Genomic DNA, 16,075 nt, shown 5'->3' on the forward strand with positions numbered 1-16,075 from the left:
CCATTACCGGAGGAATGTTGCTCTACCTACCGGCTACGGGTGGCCTGTGTATTATTTTTGCAGCAAATTCTTGATATCTTCTTCAATCTTGTCCGGTGTTGTTTTGGGAGCATAACGTTTAATGACCTGTCCGTTCTGATTCACCAGGAATTTGGTGAAATTCCATTTGATTGCTTTGGAGCCGAGCAGGCCAGGAGCTTCTGTGCTAAGGTGTTGGAAAAGAGGGTGAGCGCTTGAACCGTTCACATCAATTTTCTCAAACATGGGGAAGCTCACGCCATAATTCATCTGACAGAACTCGGCAATATCGTCGGAAGATCCTTTTTCCTGTGCAAACTGGTTGCTTGGGAAACCAAGAACTTCAAATGGAGCATCTTGAAATTTGTCTTGCAATTCTTGCAGACCTTTGAATTGAGGGGTAAGGCCGCATGAGCTTGCCGTATTCACAATCAGGAGCACTTTGTCACGGTAGTCGGACATTTCAACTTCTTGACCGCGAAGGGTATTCACTTTGTAATCGTAGACTGTCATCTAAATCGCCTCCATTTATTTACTCTTATATCTTCTATTATATTGGTTGCAATTAAATATTGCAAAACTAATATGGTGTTAAAAGAATCAAAACAGGCAAGTTGTGCAGAATACGTGAATGAATTGCGAAGTGATTTACGCCAGAGTGAGAATTAGATAGCCTTGAAGAGATAGATAGAGTATAACTTTGTTGTAAGCGTTATTATGGATAGGAATTGGCAAAAATCTGCCGATTTGGTGATCTGGGCGGACTTTACACCGACATGGCACGGGTGTATGATTCATAACGTAATTTCAATTTAAACTAAATTGTACTTGAAAAACGAAACAAACGATAATATCGCTCGATCTTACCTTAAGATATACGAACGATGTTTTAATCGCTGAGTTTCCATTCATTAATGAATGGGAAACGGGGGAACCAACGGAATGCGCTGTCCAGGACAGTGGGCATTCATGGGGTGAATTTTCCGGTGACAGCCGGAAATAGGGCGACTCTCGCGCCCGAATCCGTCAGCTAACCTCGTAAGCGTTAAAGGGAGAGGCAACAAGCCGTACGCTGGTTCATGGTGTTTTCGCCATGGGTTATTTAAGAAGCGTTCGGGAGGCCTTGGTCCCCCACGCTTCTTTTTTGTTGTCTTTTCACGCCAAGGGAGGAACGAATGATGGATACTGAGATGATCTTAGTGACTGCTCCAAATGAAGCAGGACGTAAATTTATCAAATTGCTGATGTACAAAAAAATGCCGTTTGCCGTTCTAACCAACAGTGCAGGGGAAGAGCGAAGACTCCGTAGAATCGGAGTAGAACATGTCATTCGCATGAATACGGCTGCAGCTCAAAAATGGTTTTTGCCGCAGGGCAGCGTAGGCAACGTGTTTATTTTCGAGAACAGCCTGAATCTGACCTGTCGTTATTTACAGATCTGCCGTTCATGGACATCGAAATCCCTGTGCGTCATTACGGAGCAGAGTCATCCTAAGGGCATCTATCGGGGCATGGGCGCAGACCGGATTGTATATTCGCTCAATGGGGAAGTTGGCTTTCTCCTCAATGGTTAATGCCATAGCTTGTGATTGCTCAGGTGTAAGGTGCCTGTTATAATTGAATGTATCGATAAACGGAAGTTTGAGGAGACTCATGCAGGATGGTGAGTCTTCTTTTTTATGCTTACAAGGAGGAATTGGCGTGCCGGATGTAGGTGGATTGAAATGGTTGTTTTTTGATGTTGGAGATACGCTGGTGGATGAATGGGAGCCGGTTGATGATATTATCGGACAGTTTGTCCGTGAAGCTTGTGCTTTGGGGTATCCGGTGACAATTGAGGCGGTACGCGAACTGTTCGCGAGTTGTTACCGAAAATATGAGCAATGGCCTATGAGAGTGGCGATTCGCACATTCGTTGAAGACGAGGGGCATCAGAAACAGATTCAGGACAAGCTGAAGTTTCAAAAAGATCTTGAACGTCCTTTTCCTTCAGCGGATTCCGTTCTTCAGCAGTTGTCACGGCATTATCGCATTGGCATTATTGCCAATCAGAGTCCTGGAACGGAAGAGAGACTGGAAAGCTATGGCTTGCGGAAGTATGTTGATGTTCTGGCATGTTCGGCTGAAGAAGGAGTGTCTAAGCCAGACCCTGAGTTATACGCTGTGGCCTTGAAGCAGGCCGGTTGTGAACCGGAGGAAGCCGTCATGATCGGCGATCGGATCGATAACGACATTATACCTGCTCGGAAGCTGGGCATGCGTACGATTCGAATTATGCAGGGTTACGGAAGATTCCAGCCAGAACTATCGGATGACAAACGTGCGGATTGGACCGTTGATTCATTGGATCAACTCTTGCCGTTATTGATACCAAATCAGGATTAGATGCAGATGGTTGTTTATTGGAGTTTGAGTTTTACTATAAAAGGAAACATGTTGCTGTATTGCAACAATAAAGGCTGATCAACTGGGTATAAAATACCGGAGTTGATCAGCCTTTTTAGTATTTAGCCAATTAAAATGAGATTAGAATAACCGAATCGTCTGAATGATCAGATATACATTCAGCACAACGATAATCGCGGCAATGACCCATGAGATGATTTTGAGCCACAATTTGTTGGCGAATGCACCCATGCTTTTTTTATCACTCGTGAACATCACCAGGGGAATTACAGCAAACGGCAATTGAAGCGACAGGACGACCTGGCTCAAAATGAGTAGTTCTTCTGTGCCATGTTCTCCTGCAATGGCTGTCACAATTACCGCGGGGATGATGGCGATCAGACGTGTGACCAGTCTGCGTAGCCAAGCCGGAATTCGAATGTTCAGGAAACCTTCCATAACGATCTGCCCAGCGAGTGTACCTGTAAGGGTAGAGTTCTGACCTGATGCTAACAGCGCCACACCGAACAGGATACTTGCGACCGTAGTACCCAATAGAGGTGTCAGCAGATGATAGGCATCAGCGATCTCAGCAACCTGCGTCATACCAGCACTGTGAAATACAGCGGCAGATACAATCAGGATGGCTGCATTGATGAACAGGGCCAGTGTCAGCGCAATCGTAGAATCCATGGTCGAGTACCGAATGGCTTCTTTTTTGCCCTGTGGTGTCTGTTCGATCTGACGGGTCTGCACAATGGAAGAATGCAGGTACAGATTATGCGGCATCACGGTTGCTCCGATAATACCAATGGCAATATAGAGCATAGCCGGGTTTTGCAGGATCTCAACATTTGGTACAAAACCATGGAGAACACCGCCCATATCCGGTTTTGCCAGAAACAGATCAATCCCGAAGCAGAGGGCAATTGTTGCCATCAGCACAATGACGAGAGTTTCCAAAGCGCGGAAGCCTTTGTTTTGCAGAACAAGAATCAGGAGTACATCAACTGCGGTGATGATAACGCCGTATAACATGGGGATGTTAAATAACAGTTTTAATGCGATGGCAGAACCAATGACTTCAGCCAGATCGGTAGCTGCAATGGCAAGCTCACACAGAATCCATAACATCATAACAACAGGCATGCTGAATCGTTCACGACAGGCTTGAGCCAGATCCCGTCCAGTGACGATACCGAGCTTGCCAGCCAGCGACTGAAGGACAACGGCCATCAGGTTCGATAACAGGATAACGGATAACAAGGTATACCCGAACTGCGAGCCGCCTGCGATATCTGTTGCCCAGTTCCCCGGGTCCATGTAACCTACGGCAACGAGGTATCCTGGGCCTACAAAGGCGAGGAATTTCTTCCACCATGCAGCATTCTGCGGAACTTTCATGGAACTATGTGCTTCTCCAAGGGAAGGGGCCATGCCCGCAGTAGATAATGATTCTCTTGAAGGAGCGTTGAACGGATTTTTTTTACTCATACGATAATCACCTGACTTTGAATTATTGATTTGGAGATATTGATGCGGTACAAACCGCTCATGATATATCTAAATTTTTATGTTTATTGTTACATTGTACTCCTTCAATTATTTTTGTCTAGTGCAACTTTTATGTATCAGCACAAAATTTCGGTTGTAGCTTGAATATGCCCCTTCGTATATTACCCAACCTTAGGGAAAATACAGCCATGGCATTGAAATGCATGAAAATAATAAAGTTGTAAAAGCTGATAAAGATACAAAATTGCGTTTCAAAATGAGCCAGAAGTTTAAATTGAAAGGAAGGCAGTAAAAAACTATATGGATAAGGGAGAGATTCTGAATGGAAGCTTTATATACAGCAGTAGCGACAGTTAAAGGTGGACGTACAGGTTCGGTGACTTCTTCGGATGGCGTGCTTAAGCATGATCTGAAAATGCCAAAAGAGCTTGGTGGCTCCGGTGGTGAAGGTACTAACCCTGAGCAACTTTTTGCCGCTGGATATGGAGCATGTTATGAAAGTGCCCTTGCCAATGTAGCACGCAAAGCAGGTGTGAAATTGGAGGATGTGGTCGTTACAAGTAACGTATCCATTGGTAAAGACCCTGCGGATGACGGTTTTCAGCTGTCTGTTCGTCTGGACGTTAGCATGCCTGGTGTAGATCACAGTCAAGCAGAAGAACTGGCCCGCAAGGCGCATGATTTCTGTCCATATTCCAAAGCAACACGCGGCAACATTGATGTTGTATTAAACGTAGTTTAAGATTTGACTCCTGGTAAGTAAAGGGAACATATAGAGCAGGTTATCCCAGATACCTGATGTTCGACTACAAAGCCCTGCTGGCAATCGGCAGGGTTTTGTGTTGATTATCATATAAGGACATGATGCAGGAGATTAGATGCCAGATCGCGTACTATTTTACATAATTGCACTCTCACTTCATGCTACACATTCCATAAAGGGGGAACGAAGATGAGTATTGAAGAGATGATCGAGCGGCGATTTGTGTGTACAAAATGCAGGGGCACGGATTGTAACATTAAGGAAGTTTCCATGTCAGGAGCAGGCCTGAGTAAGATGTTTGATATACAGCATAATCACTACCTGTTCGTGGCTTGTGCTTCCTGCGGGTATGTTGAAGTATTTGATCCGGATGTCTTGAAAGGGAAAAAACAGGGACAGGTAGGGACGATTCTGGATATTCTGTTTGGCGGGTAGACATGCGCGAGTTGACATTGATCTGAATTTTCTTTAATATAACTTAGTACTGAGTAGTGTCATTGCATGAACCAAATTTGAATTAAACAGGTGATATCCATGTCTTATAGACCGCGTATTGCAGATTTAGAATTAGCTTATGGTAACAAGGAAGACGGATTGTATGAATTCAAAATGAATTTGGTAGACGGTACAAAATGCCGTGTATTCTACACCCGTTCACCGGAATGGAAGATGACCAATATCAGCCGTCTGCAGAAAACCCCTTGTCCAGTATGTCGCAAAGATTTCATTTGCAAATGTATGGACCAGTGGGCAAGTGACCTGCATCAACAGATGATCGATGACCAATGGATGGAAAAGGCAGTTACGGAATAATTGTCGGACAGATACGAGCGTGGGCACAATGCCTGCGCTCTTTTTCTTTATATTTCCCATTTATGCGTGTTCAAAAAGAGCGGTGTTCAGTCTTTTTGAACTACCTCTAGAAATAAATTTAGAATTAGTGAACAAGAAGGCCCAGATTGGGTAAGTTACTCTAACCGCAACAATAGGAGGCAGCCAATATGACAGCAAATCAAACAGATGTGCATCAGGGACATCCGATCGTACTGGTGGATGGTGTCTGTCACTTCTGCCAGGGCTTAACCAAATGGATTATCAAGCGTGACCCGGAAGGAAAATATCATTTTGCATCGCTTCAATCGGATGTAGCCAAGGAATTGCTGAAGAAAGGCAATTTGTCGACAGATAGTATGGACACCTTTGTGCTGATTGAAAATGGAAAATACTATACACGTTCAACCGCCGCACTGCGATTGGCTAAGGGTCTAAAGTTTCCTTATCCGTTGTTATATGTGTTCATCATGATACCGAAATTTATTCGTAATGCAGTCTATAACTGGGTTGCTCGCAACCGTTATCGCTGGTTTGGCAAGGATGAAGCGTGTATGTTGCCTACACCGGAGATCAAAGATCGATTTCTGTGAAAAAGTCTCGTGCGACACATTGTATCCAAATTTGATGATTAATAGCGGAAATAATTGGGTAATGACTACAGATCATATCTATTTTGGGAGGAAAACAACTTGAAGAAGTGGACTACATTAATTATCGGGGCATTATTAGCAGTAAGCTTGGCAGCATGCGGAAACGACACAGACAACACGGCAACGCCGCCAGCGACCAACAATGAAACATCTAACGAGGGTAATACACCTGCGGAGCAGGAAACAAAGATCCCTACCCTGGATGAGTTGATTACCAAAACGAATGCAGCAACCAAAGAAATGAAAAGCTTCACAACTGAAGCAAACATTGATCAGAATCTGAAACTGGATGCTGGTGAACAGTCACAGGATCAACAGGTTAAAACATCGCTCAAAATGGATATCATCAAAGATCCAATGATGATCTACCAAGAGATGAAAATGGAAATGTCTGGGCAGGAAGCGCAGAATGTAAAACAATACATCACTTCAGATACGATCTATTCACAAGTGGGAGAACAATGGGTTAAAATTCCTGAAGCTCAAACCAAAGAATTGGTGGAGCAGATGAAAGCAAGCATGAATCCAGAAGGTGAATTGGATCAGTTCAAAAAGATTGAGGAAGACACCGAAGTTACAGAAGATGGCGACAATTATGTCATTAACGCTAATGTATCCGGTGATAACGTAAAGGAACTGGCCAAAGCCGTGATGGAGCAAAACGGATCGAATGCCCAGACCCAAGCGATGCTTGAACAAATGAATATTACAAGCATGAAGATGAAATATATGATTAACAAGGAAACCTATCTGCCTGCAGGTACGGATGTAAACATGGTCATGGAGATGGAACAGAATGGACAGAAAATGACGATGGACATGAAGATGAACAGTACATTTTCTAACCACGATCAAGTGGAAGAGATCAAGATTCCACAAGAAGCATTGGATAGCGCTAAGTAAAACAGGCACCTCTGAACTAGATCTGTGTGAGCCGAGAGGTTTACCGGATTAGAATCAGGGGTGTTTTTCTGTTTAGCGGAGATTATGGTCAGGGTTCAAGTTGTTATAGTATAGTCATATTTAAGTAGAGAGGGGAGATAAAAGATGATTGAATATGCACACATCCACCATGTTAGTCTGGCTGTACGTGATCTGGAAATCGCGAAGAAGTTCTACTCGGGGTTACTGGGCATGCAGGAGATTGAACGTCCAGCCTTCCGCTCCACGGGTACATGGTACGCTATCGGCAGCCAGCAGCTTCATCTGCTTCAGCACCCAGAGGGTCACACGTTACGTGAGGCTGGGATTGATACTACAGACGGTCACTTTGCGATCTGGGTCACCAGTTATTCAGAGACTATAGCCTGGCTGGAGCAGCAGGGAATTGAGTATGAAGCGAGACCTGACAGTGTAGCTGGATTCGCGCAGATTTTTGTACTTGATCCGGACCGTAACATTATTGAGTTCGATTCACCGTACAACTCTTAAGGAAAAAGGGTTAGAATAAATCCCTTGCTCCCCCAGAAATTGTATGCTATATTATCCATACATTCATAGCACGTGACGGAAGCACCGTCCATATACTGCATATTCATGCGGTTATTGGACGGTGCTTTTTTGTGCTTTTTGACAGGGAGGGAAGGAAAAATTGATTGTACTGAAGGTTGCTCTGGTTTCAAAGGATAGAGATTACATTAGCGCTTGGCTTGATTATGTACAGGGAAATTCATCTGGTCTTCATGTGCGTTTCACGGCATTCTCCCAAGAGGATTCGTTCAGGGATCACATGAAAGAGCAAGAAGGTCGAGAATTACCGGATCTGGTTATTGCGGAACCGGAGTTTCTGAATGACTGGCTGAATAACGGGGGAGAAGTATCAGGTGTACCTTGGCTAATGCTTAGTGAAGGGATGGAGGAGGTGGATGAGGCCAAGCGGCTGATGAAATATCAACCCTTGCCTGCTTTGCTGGATGCTGTGATGCATGCTTGCCGGCAGCCACGCCGTAAGAAGGTTCACCATCCAGGGCAAGAGACTCTCTCCATCGGTGTAGTATCCGCTTCTGGTGGAAGTGGCAAAACGGCAGTGGCCTTGCATATGGCGAAGCAATTGGGACTTGCAGGATATGCTGTTCTTTATCTTAATCTGGAGACGCTGGACAGCACGCTCCCGTTTCTGGAAAAGGGACTAACTAGAAGTGGGCAGCGCCACCCGGATGCGGAGACGGGATTGTCCCGCTTGTTATACGATCTGAAGGTGGGCAGGAAGGAATCCGGTAAGCAGTTACAGGTACAATCGAAGGGCGTAGATGGATATGTGGTCCGGCATGAAGCGCTGAAATCCGATGTGTTCTGGCCATTATCAAATCGGAAAGAACTGTTGCAAATGACTCGTGAGGATACGTCGAATCTGCTTCGTTATTTAACGGATTGTGGACAGTATGACGTGTTGATTCTGGATGGGGATTCCGGTTGGGATGGGCGCAGTGAAGGGGTGCTGGATGCAGCAGATGCATTTGTCTGGTTGGTTGAGGATGATATATCTGCCATGCATCGATGGGGACAATGGTTACAGCATGCTGAGCGTACGAAGCCAGATCTATACGAAAGTATGTTGGATCGTTCACGCTTTGTGGTTAACAAATATCGGGACAATGTCGTCAATGCACTTCCACGCCCTGATCTGCATCTGGATGCAGTGTTACCCTATATCCCTTCTTGGAAGCAACTCAGTCAGGAGGAAGTCATGCTTAGTTCTCCGATCTTCCAACGTGAAGTGAAGAGATTATGTGCCATGCTGGTACAAGATGGCGAAGAAGAATTGAAGCAGACGGGACGAATTCAGAAGCAGGATCGGTGGGCGTTATGACGGATTCATCCAATAGAATACTGGATCGTGAAGAACAGTTTCAGATGATGCGAAGGGAAGTCAGGGCTGGCCTCGATCTAACCTCTTCCGCAGGAGATGATGAACTGTGGCAGGGAATAGAACGCAAAGTTCTTACTGACCCGAAGCTGGATGATCTGACCTCAGGAGAGCGTCACACGCTGGTACAGCGATTGTTTGACTCCTTTCGTGGATTGGATATTTTGCAGCCACTTGTGGATCATCCCGATATTACGGAAATTATGATCAATAGTCACAAGGAGATTTTTGTGGAGCAGGAAGGTGAAGTCAGCCAGATCACCCTTGAATTTGAGTCAAGGGAACGGCTCGAGGATATCATCCAGATGATTGTGTCCGGGGTAAACCGGATTGTGAATGAGTCTTCTCCAATCGTAGATGCCCGTTTAAAGGATGGTTCGCGGGTCAATATCGTGTTGCCTCCTATTGCCTTGAAAGGCCCCACGATGACGATTCGTAAATTTCCCAGTGAACCGATGAAGATGTCCGATCTGATTGAAAAGGGAGCCCTGCATGAAGAAGCGGCAGAATTATTGCAGCAGTTGGTAAGGAGCAAATACAACATCTTCATTGGAGGCGGGACCGGATCGGGAAAAACGACCTTTCTGAATGCATTATCCCAGTTTATCCCTGCCGATGAACGGATTATTACCATTGAGGATTCGGCTGAGCTACAGATAGTTACGGTACCAAATCTGGTATCACTGGAAACGCGGAATGCAAACACCGAAGGCAAGGGACAGATATCTATTCGGGATCTGATCAAATCTTCCTTACGGATGCGTCCGAACCGGATTGTGATTGGGGAAGTCAGGGGCGCAGAAGCGCTGGATATGTTACAGGCCATGAACACTGGCCATGATGGATCTTTGTCTACAGGGCACGCGAATACCATCTCGGACATGATTAGCAGACTCGAAACGATGGTGCTTAGCGGTGCCGATCTTCCTATTGCGGTTGTAAGGCAGCAGATTAGTTCAGCAATCGATATTTTTGTACATCTGTCCCGGCTACGAGATCGTTCACGGCGGGTGACAGAGATTAGTGAAGTGATTGGCATGCAGGACGGTGAGGTTATGCTGAATCCACTGTTTCGTTTCCAGGAACAAGAAGAGCGTGAAGGCAAAATTATTGGCGGGTTAGTGCAAGTTGGAAAGTTGAATCAGGTGGATAAAATTCAGATGGCTGGGCTCGGGGAATGGCTGGATGAATACATAGAACAATATAGTGTTGAATTAGATTCATCAGATAACAACGTGAATTAAAGCCATTGGAAGGTGATTACTGTTGGGTGAAGCCAGACAGATGTTGACGGATTACACCGTATATACGCTTTCCCGGAGACAACGAATGGTCTGTATGCTGATTAGCGGTCTGCTGTTTTTTGGCATCGGAATTCTGTTCTACCATCACTGGTTGGCTGGAGCGATCCTGGCTGCGGGTTGCATATGGGTACCAAAACATTGGACTAAAGTGCTGTTGGAACGAAAAAGAATGACACTCAGTTTACATTTTAAGCAAGCATTATATGCATTATCTTCGGCACTTGCCTCAGGAAAATCGGTGGAAAATGGATTCAAGGAATCCGTAGAGGATCTGCGGATGTTGAACCCGGAAGCGGATACCGATCTGATTCGTGAGTTCACGATATTGCGGACACGGATGGAGTATGGACAACCAATTGAAGAGGCACTACAGGATTTTTCGGATCGGGCGCAGATTGAAGATATTACGAACTTTGCAGATGTGTTCATTACGTGCAAACGGACTGGCGGGGATCTGGTTGAGGTTGTGCGTCGTACCTCTGCGGTGATTGGTGAGAAGCTGGATATTCAGCAGGATATTATGGTCGCGGTATCGCAGAAAAAGTTCGAATCAAAGGTGATGTTTGCCGCTCCATTTATTTTTCTGATATTCCTCAATCTGACCGCCAAGGACTTTATGGAGCCGTTATATAGCGGGATGGGGTATCTCATCTCTAGTGGAGCATTGGCAGTACTCGCCTGCTGTTATCTGTGGATTAATCGCATTATGGATATCAAAGTATAAGGAGCTGAAACGATGCTGCTTCCCGTTATAGTCGCAGGGATGCTCGGAGCGGGATGGCTGGTGCTGGATCGAACCCGGGGGCAGACCTACCGGCATCTGCGCAAGCTGGATATGGAAGGATTACGACTGAAAAAATTGCATGGTCCCTTCCTGTTTATATTGGACAAGTTCGAGATTGGACGCAGATTGCCAGTGCTCATGTTTCGAATGCAACATGCCATTCAGAAAATGTACGGCATACAGCACAGCGGAGAGAAAACGATGCTGTATTGCGCTGAAATGTTGACTTATACATGGCTCATGCTGCTGGTGGGATGCCTGTTATCACTCGTTGGAGATATGGGCATCGGAGGTATGGTGGGTGGGCTCGCGCTCGGTGCAGCGTTGCCTTTTGCGCTCTACAAAGACCTCAATACAAAGGTGCAGCGAAGAGACCAGGATATTCTTATGGAACTGCCTGAGCTGCTGAACCGAATTGTACTGCTGGTTGGCGCAGGGGAGACCGTGCAACGTGCTATCGTTCACTGTGTCACAAGCCAGGGGGAACGGGATCATCCGCTGTACAACGAACTCAGAAAGACGGTGGGAGATTGGAATAATGGTTACTCGTTTCAACAATCATTTGAACAGTTCAGTCGCCGCTGCGGTGTACAGGAAGTGACGATTTTTACGACAACAGTGCTGCTGAATTTCCGACGTGGGGGAGGTGACTTTGTATTGGCGCTGCGGGATCTGTCACATGTGTTGTGGGAGAAACGCAAGGCTGTCAGTCGGGCGAAGGGAGAACAGGCTTCTTCCAAACTGGTGTTTCCAATGGTACTGATCTTTTTTACGATTGTGGTCATGATCGGGGCACCTGCTTTTATGATGATGAATATGTAGGAGGAATTGGGATGATGGAAGTATTGAAGAACAAGGTAAACGTATTTTGGGAGGAAGAGGACGGGCTCGGCACGTTGGAGCTGATTCTGATTATCGGGGTTATTATCATTATTGCTTTGATTTTTAAAAACCAAATTAAGACGTTGGTAGAGAGACTGTTAACTAATGTGAGTAATAAAAGTAATGAATTTTTCGAATAACAAGTTCAAAAAGGAAGAAGGGAGCTTCACCGTTGAAGCCTCCCTGATCTTCCCTGTTGTGCTGTTTATTCTTGTGTTGTTGCTCTTCTTTACCATGTACATGTATCAAAAGACATTCCTGAATCAACATGCTTATGCAGCTTCCGAACGTGCAGCCTATAGCTGGGACAACAGCCACAAGAAGGCGATGACAGGTGAATATGTTGTTGGAGAACATGACAATCTGTACTGGAGACTGACGGACGATCGTATGCTTGGAGCACTGTTTGGCTGGGCGGGAGCGGATAATCAGGTTAGCGTCTCTATACCTGGTGGTGAAGGTGGCAATCTCTCGGGACAGAAATTAGCACAAGCGGTGCAACATATGCCCTCAGCTATGAAAGGAACGATTGAGTATCAGAATTCTCTGATTCAGCGGAAAGTAACAACCAAGCTGGAACAAGTAATTTCTTTGCCTCTTCCTTCTTTTTTGTTCGATTCAGGTAACCGTGTCCTCACTCAAGGATCGTCCGCAGTAGTTGAACCGGTTGAATTCATTCGAACGGTAGATTTAATCCGGTATTACGCAGCCAAGTTTAAAGGAAAAGGCGGTGCGGCGACCAGTACAGCGGCAGAAGCCGGACAGGTTGTGCAGCATTTTGGCAAAAGCAAAAAGTGAGAAAAGGAGGAGGGCGGAGCTGTTTAGAAAAAAAGACGGTGAGTTGGGAGCCGTAACCCTTTTTTTAATATTAATATTGGCCGGAGTTTATATGTTTGTCGCAATATTTATTGATTACGCTCGTATAGCGGCATTCAAGGTGCAGACCGAACGCATGACTCATGCTGCGATGAGATCCGTCATGTCAGCCTATGACACATCACTCCGGGAGTATGGTTTATTCGGGTATGGGGACAGCAGTGGGGATGCAATTATGGCTAAAGTGTTGAATGATAGTGTGAAGCCTTCAGCTGTAAAAGATGGATTTCCCATTCTGGATATCCAGTGGGATACAACTTCGCTGAGCATGGAGCGTGAACTGGGCAGATACGATATATTTAATCGCCAGATTCAGGAGGATATGAAGTATCGGGCTCCGGTTGATTTTACCCTTGAAGTGATCAATCGGTTCAAACCGATATCAGACGAGATGAAGGAAGCCGCGCACACGGTAGACTTGCTGAAAAAATTACAGAAGTTATATGACAAACGTGAAGAATTACTGGATGAAGCCATTGCCAATCAGACGGAATCCGCGGAGAAACTGAAGAATCTTCCAAAGTTAATCATGGACCCGCCTTCACAGGCCATCTATGAAGAGATGCTGGAAGATACACCAGAGACGGCTGCCGAGGCAGCGGCACGTTATGCAGATTATCTGAACAAGAAACAGGCGGATGAGGGACTGCCGTTCAGAGAGCAACAATACATATTGGAACTGGCTCGTTATCGGACTGGTGTTGGTAATGTGGTGACAGGCATCAGCATGATCATACAACCGGCGTTACAGGCCCATCAAACAAAGCTGGAGGAAGCGCAGTCCAAAATCGAAGAAGCACGCAAGATTAATGAGGAAATGAAACGTGTGATCGCGGAGGGGGAGAACCGTTCGCAGAATGCGAGCTATGACAACGTCGGCAACTCAAATTTGCCTGGGACGAGTCCTGCATCTACTGGATCAGGCAGTGAAGCTAAAAGCACACGTTCTCTTGCTTCGGAGCTTGTGAGGGCAGATAGCCTATTTGATCAGTTGAAGGCACGGGTTGCTTCCCAGAATTCGGACTTCTCTAACGTCAGAAGAGACAACATGGAATTGAATACACAGCTTCGCAGTGTCACGGCCATGAGCGGTGTTCCGATTAAACCGGCGGTCAGACAGGCAAGTCAGGTTACGGAACGATATATGGACACCTATGTACGTAGCGGTCCTGCCAATCTCATCCTCCAAAGTAAGCAGCAGTTGGAGAGTGGTCGTGGGTCGGATGCCCAGCGCAAAGCGAATGACAAAGAATCCAAAGGGAAATTGAAGGAAGTCAAACGAATCTTGTCGCAGATTCAGAATGGAAGCTCGGGGTCCATGGACGCTCTCAAACAGTTGGAGGAATATTACAACGCTAATATTGCTTTTAACGAGGCTAGTCGTGAGGAAGCCAAAAAGGCAGAGATTGCTGGAGATCCCTATGACTCTGGTGGCGATGCCATGAAGGGGATGGACAGTTTGTTTGGCGGAATGTCCGGTCTGATGGACAGTCTTGGCGACGAATTGTTTCAGAATGAATATGCTTTAGCCTATTTCAACTCCATGGATTTTGGCCAGTTATTTACCTGGACTGAAGGTAGTGGAGATGCTGGTGATGTTTTCAAACTGGAGAATCAGGAACTGGAGTATATCGTTTACGGGTTTCATAATCCTTCGGGTAACATCGCTGCGGCATATGCGGAGATATTTGGTATGCGGCTGGCTATTCGGACGGCAGAAGGGTTAATTGAGCACAGCAAGCTTGGGAATCCACTTCTGGTTTTATCGGCGGCAATCTTATATGGGATTACAAACGCCATCGCGGATATGGTGAAATTAGCAAAAGAGGGCAGTGTGGAATTGTCCAAGTATATCAAAGTCAAACTGACGTACAGGGACCATCTCCGATTGTTCCTATTGATGCATAGTAACAATGAACGCAAAATGTCCAGAATGCTGGCGCTAATTCGATTGAATACTGGTGTGAATCCAGATGAGAAACAGACGTATGCTTCGGGTAACATGCGTAGTAGCATCAAACTTTGGTTTTTACCAGGGGTGGTTAGAAGCATAGGTGCAGTTATGGGTAGTGAGGATCAGGTTGAAGATGGGCGATTTTTCATTGAGCGAAAGGCGGAGTATTCCTATTGAATAATTAGGATCGTTTCGGTGGAGGGATTATGGATAAGCAGCAACATTATGAAAAAGAAAGCGCACAAAAGCAGATTCGTTTAACACGAATAATCAGATTGCAGCGTTTGAAGTCTCTCAAAAAGCAGATATGTTCTCAAAAAAAGGAACAGGGTAGCATGGTTCTGGAAGCTTCACTGGTGTTACCTGTCTTTATATTCTTTATCATGTTTCTCATCTTCATAGTGCAAATGACTCTAATCTCCACAGCGTTACAGAGCACGGCGGGTGAAGCGGTGAAGCAATTGTCAACGAAAATATATCCCGTTTCCCTTGCATTCACACCTTCTGATTCTGCCGGCGGAGAAGGTTCAGGAGGGGGCTGGAAGATACCAGAGTTATCACTGACGGAATGGGCAGAAGGTTATGCTTCTTCTCTACCCGAGCCTTTAAGTGATTGGGTACGTTCAGCGGCGGCCAGTGGTGAACAGCCACTACAGGAGATCAAAACATCCGTCTTGGAAACCGTACTTGATCCCACGGTAAAACCGCTGCTTCAACCTTTTATCGAGCCAACGCTGCTTAATATGGAACGTGTTCATGTGAATGGTATTTCGATACCTGATCTCAAAAACAAAACAAATCCATATTTCCGACTTGAACTGAGTTATGAATTGCCTATAAAAGTCCCCTTTCTCAGTAAACCACTTCGGATTCAGGCTGCTGCGGCAGAACGGCTATGGATTGGAGATACCGGAGAAGGATCAGATGGCAGCGCAGGAGACGGGGATACTGCGGGTTCAGCAACGGTACTGTCGAAGCCTGACCCGGCATACATAGGCAACAATGCAACGATCAAGGTGAAGGTAGAACCAGGAGCGACAGCCAACTTAACGATATTTTACAAGTCAGGTGAAAGTTCTGCGAAGCACATCGGCTGGGCCACCGCAGATGAGAATGGAATTATTGAATGGAACTGGTTTGTTGGTACTCGGACAACAGAAGGAACATGGAGTTTTGTTGTCGAGACAGGGGACGGTGCCAAGACGGAGACTACGTTTACGGTAGCCTCCAGAAAATAAGTGAGG

18 protein-coding genes and 1 riboswitch are annotated in these 16,075 nt (G+C 45.8%); of the genes, 16 read left to right on the top strand and 2 right to left on the bottom strand.

Annotated features, from left to right (window positions below; all coding sequences use genetic code 11):
• Window positions 1-51: 51 nt before the first annotated feature.
• Window positions 52-531 (bottom strand): glutathione peroxidase, encoded by a 480-nt coding sequence (locus V6668_RS07250; protein WP_338708041.1) that lies wholly within the window; start codon window positions 529-531, stop codon window positions 52-54.
• Between the two features lie 371 nt (window positions 532-902).
• Window positions 903-1,078, top strand: a riboswitch (cyclic di-AMP (ydaO/yuaA leader).
• Between the two features lie 115 nt (window positions 1,079-1,193).
• Here V6668_RS07250 and V6668_RS07255 point away from each other — a divergent pair.
• Window positions 1,194-1,592 carry a hypothetical protein gene (locus V6668_RS07255; RefSeq protein WP_235193755.1) on the top strand — a complete coding sequence of 133 codons (399 nt, stop codon included), beginning with the start codon at window positions 1,194-1,196 and terminating at the stop codon, window positions 1,590-1,592.
• Between the two features lie 127 nt (window positions 1,593-1,719).
• A complete protein-coding gene (locus V6668_RS07260) occupies window positions 1,720-2,403 on the top strand; it encodes an HAD family hydrolase (protein WP_076319115.1) in 684 nt (227 codons plus the stop codon).
• 141 nt (window positions 2,404-2,544) lie between these two features.
• Here the strand turns inward: V6668_RS07260 and V6668_RS07265 are convergent, their stop codons facing one another.
• Window positions 2,545-3,840: an Nramp family divalent metal transporter gene (locus V6668_RS07265; protein ID WP_036669231.1), complete on the bottom strand. Its 1,296-nt coding sequence runs from the start codon at window positions 3,838-3,840 to the stop codon at window positions 2,545-2,547.
• Window positions 3,841-4,240: 400 nt separating this feature from the next.
• Between V6668_RS07265 and V6668_RS07270 the strand changes: the two genes are divergently transcribed.
• The 14 genes from V6668_RS07270 (at window position 4,241) to V6668_RS07335 (ending at window position 16,069) form a co-directional block, all read left to right on the top strand.
• Window positions 4,241-4,660 (top strand): organic hydroperoxide resistance protein, encoded by a 420-nt coding sequence (locus V6668_RS07270; RefSeq protein ID WP_036610819.1) that lies wholly within the window; start codon window positions 4,241-4,243, stop codon window positions 4,658-4,660.
• A 210-nt stretch (window positions 4,661-4,870) separates the two neighbouring features.
• Window positions 4,871-5,116, top strand: a complete 246-nt coding sequence (locus V6668_RS07275; RefSeq protein ID WP_036610816.1) for a zinc ribbon domain-containing protein — start codon at window positions 4,871-4,873, stop codon at window positions 5,114-5,116.
• 99 nt (window positions 5,117-5,215) lie between these two features.
• Window positions 5,216-5,494, top strand: coding sequence for a hypothetical protein (locus tag V6668_RS07280; RefSeq protein ID WP_036610814.1), 279 nt, complete (start codon window positions 5,216-5,218; stop codon window positions 5,492-5,494).
• Between the two features lie 188 nt (window positions 5,495-5,682).
• Window positions 5,683-6,105, top strand: coding sequence for a thiol-disulfide oxidoreductase DCC family protein (locus V6668_RS07285; RefSeq protein ID WP_076251545.1), 423 nt, complete (start codon window positions 5,683-5,685; stop codon window positions 6,103-6,105).
• A 99-nt stretch (window positions 6,106-6,204) separates the two neighbouring features.
• Window positions 6,205-7,068, top strand: a complete 864-nt coding sequence (locus V6668_RS07290) for a DUF6612 family protein (RefSeq protein WP_036669080.1) — start codon at window positions 6,205-6,207, stop codon at window positions 7,066-7,068.
• A 144-nt stretch (window positions 7,069-7,212) separates the two neighbouring features.
• Window positions 7,213-7,596: a VOC family protein gene (locus V6668_RS07295; RefSeq protein WP_036610809.1), complete on the top strand. Its 384-nt coding sequence runs from the start codon at window positions 7,213-7,215 to the stop codon at window positions 7,594-7,596.
• Window positions 7,597-7,756: 160 nt separating this feature from the next.
• Entirely contained in the window at window positions 7,757-8,974 is a 1,218-nt protein-coding gene (locus V6668_RS07300) for a hypothetical protein (protein ID WP_051449623.1), read from the top strand.
• A complete protein-coding gene (locus V6668_RS07305; RefSeq protein ID WP_036669082.1) occupies window positions 8,971-10,275 on the top strand; it encodes a CpaF family protein in 1,305 nt (434 codons plus the stop codon). The genes V6668_RS07300 and V6668_RS07305 overlap by 4 nt, the downstream gene beginning before the upstream one ends.
• Before the next feature lie 40 nt (window positions 10,276-10,315).
• Window positions 10,316-11,059: a type II secretion system F family protein gene (locus tag V6668_RS07310; RefSeq protein ID WP_338708909.1), complete on the top strand. Its 744-nt coding sequence runs from the start codon at window positions 10,316-10,318 to the stop codon at window positions 11,057-11,059.
• Between the two features lie 12 nt (window positions 11,060-11,071).
• The gene (locus tag V6668_RS07315; protein WP_076209457.1) at window positions 11,072-11,941 is read left to right on the top strand and encodes a type II secretion system F family protein; all 870 of its coding nucleotides are present in this window, start codon (window positions 11,072-11,074) and stop codon (window positions 11,939-11,941) included.
• An 11-nt stretch (window positions 11,942-11,952) separates the two neighbouring features.
• Window positions 11,953-12,141, top strand: a complete 189-nt coding sequence (locus V6668_RS07320) for a Flp1 family type IVb pilin (RefSeq protein WP_338708042.1) — start codon at window positions 11,953-11,955, stop codon at window positions 12,139-12,141.
• Window positions 12,125-12,799 carry a TadE/TadG family type IV pilus assembly protein gene (locus tag V6668_RS07325; RefSeq protein WP_338708043.1) on the top strand — a complete coding sequence of 225 codons (675 nt, stop codon included), beginning with the start codon at window positions 12,125-12,127 and terminating at the stop codon, window positions 12,797-12,799. Before V6668_RS07320 ends, V6668_RS07325 begins: the two co-directional genes overlap by 17 nt.
• A gap of 91 nt (window positions 12,800-12,890) precedes the next feature.
• On the top strand, window positions 12,891-15,008 hold the full coding sequence (locus V6668_RS07330) for a hypothetical protein (RefSeq protein ID WP_338708044.1): 2,118 nt from the start codon (window positions 12,891-12,893) through the stop codon (window positions 15,006-15,008).
• A gap of 29 nt (window positions 15,009-15,037) precedes the next feature.
• Complete coding sequence (locus tag V6668_RS07335; protein WP_338708045.1) at window positions 15,038-16,069, top strand: pilus assembly protein; 1,032 nt, start codon at window positions 15,038-15,040, stop codon at window positions 16,067-16,069.
• Window positions 16,070-16,075: the final 6 nt, after the last annotated feature.

The sequence above is a fragment of the Paenibacillus amylolyticus genome (genome assembly GCF_036894225.1).
GTDB classification, from domain to species: domain Bacteria; phylum Bacillota; class Bacilli; order Paenibacillales; family Paenibacillaceae; genus Paenibacillus; species Paenibacillus amylolyticus.

Excerpts from the sequence above, each read along its gene's own strand:
- V6668_RS07305 (WP_036669082.1), top strand. The coding sequence starts at position 8,971 with ATGACGGATTCATCCAATAGAATACTGGATCGTGAAGAACAGTTTCAG.
- V6668_RS07250 (WP_338708041.1), bottom strand. The coding sequence starts at position 531 with ATGACAGTCTACGATTACAAAGTGAATACCCTTCGCGGTCAAGAAGTT.
- V6668_RS07295 (WP_036610809.1), top strand. The coding sequence starts at position 7,213 with ATGATTGAATATGCACACATCCACCATGTTAGTCTGGCTGTACGTGAT.
- V6668_RS07330 (WP_338708044.1), top strand. The coding sequence starts at position 12,891 with ATGTTTGTCGCAATATTTATTGATTACGCTCGTATAGCGGCATTCAAG.
- V6668_RS07285 (WP_076251545.1), top strand. The coding sequence starts at position 5,683 with ATGACAGCAAATCAAACAGATGTGCATCAGGGACATCCGATCGTACTG.
- V6668_RS07270 (WP_036610819.1), top strand. The coding sequence starts at position 4,241 with ATGGAAGCTTTATATACAGCAGTAGCGACAGTTAAAGGTGGACGTACA.
- V6668_RS07315 (WP_076209457.1), top strand. The coding sequence starts at position 11,072 with ATGCTGCTTCCCGTTATAGTCGCAGGGATGCTCGGAGCGGGATGGCTG.
- V6668_RS07280 (WP_036610814.1), top strand. The coding sequence starts at position 5,216 with ATGTCTTATAGACCGCGTATTGCAGATTTAGAATTAGCTTATGGTAAC.
- V6668_RS07335 (WP_338708045.1), top strand. The coding sequence starts at position 15,038 with ATGGATAAGCAGCAACATTATGAAAAAGAAAGCGCACAAAAGCAGATT.
- V6668_RS07255 (WP_235193755.1), top strand. The coding sequence starts at position 1,194 with ATGATGGATACTGAGATGATCTTAGTGACTGCTCCAAATGAAGCAGGA.
- V6668_RS07275 (WP_036610816.1), top strand. The coding sequence starts at position 4,871 with ATGAGTATTGAAGAGATGATCGAGCGGCGATTTGTGTGTACAAAATGC.
- V6668_RS07320 (WP_338708042.1), top strand. The coding sequence starts at position 11,953 with ATGATGGAAGTATTGAAGAACAAGGTAAACGTATTTTGGGAGGAAGAG.
- V6668_RS07265 (WP_036669231.1), bottom strand. The coding sequence starts at position 3,840 with ATGGCCCCTTCCCTTGGAGAAGCACATAGTTCCATGAAAGTTCCGCAG.
- V6668_RS07325 (WP_338708043.1), top strand. The coding sequence starts at position 12,125 with ATGAATTTTTCGAATAACAAGTTCAAAAAGGAAGAAGGGAGCTTCACC.
- V6668_RS07310 (WP_338708909.1), top strand. The coding sequence starts at position 10,316 with ATGTTGACGGATTACACCGTATATACGCTTTCCCGGAGACAACGAATG.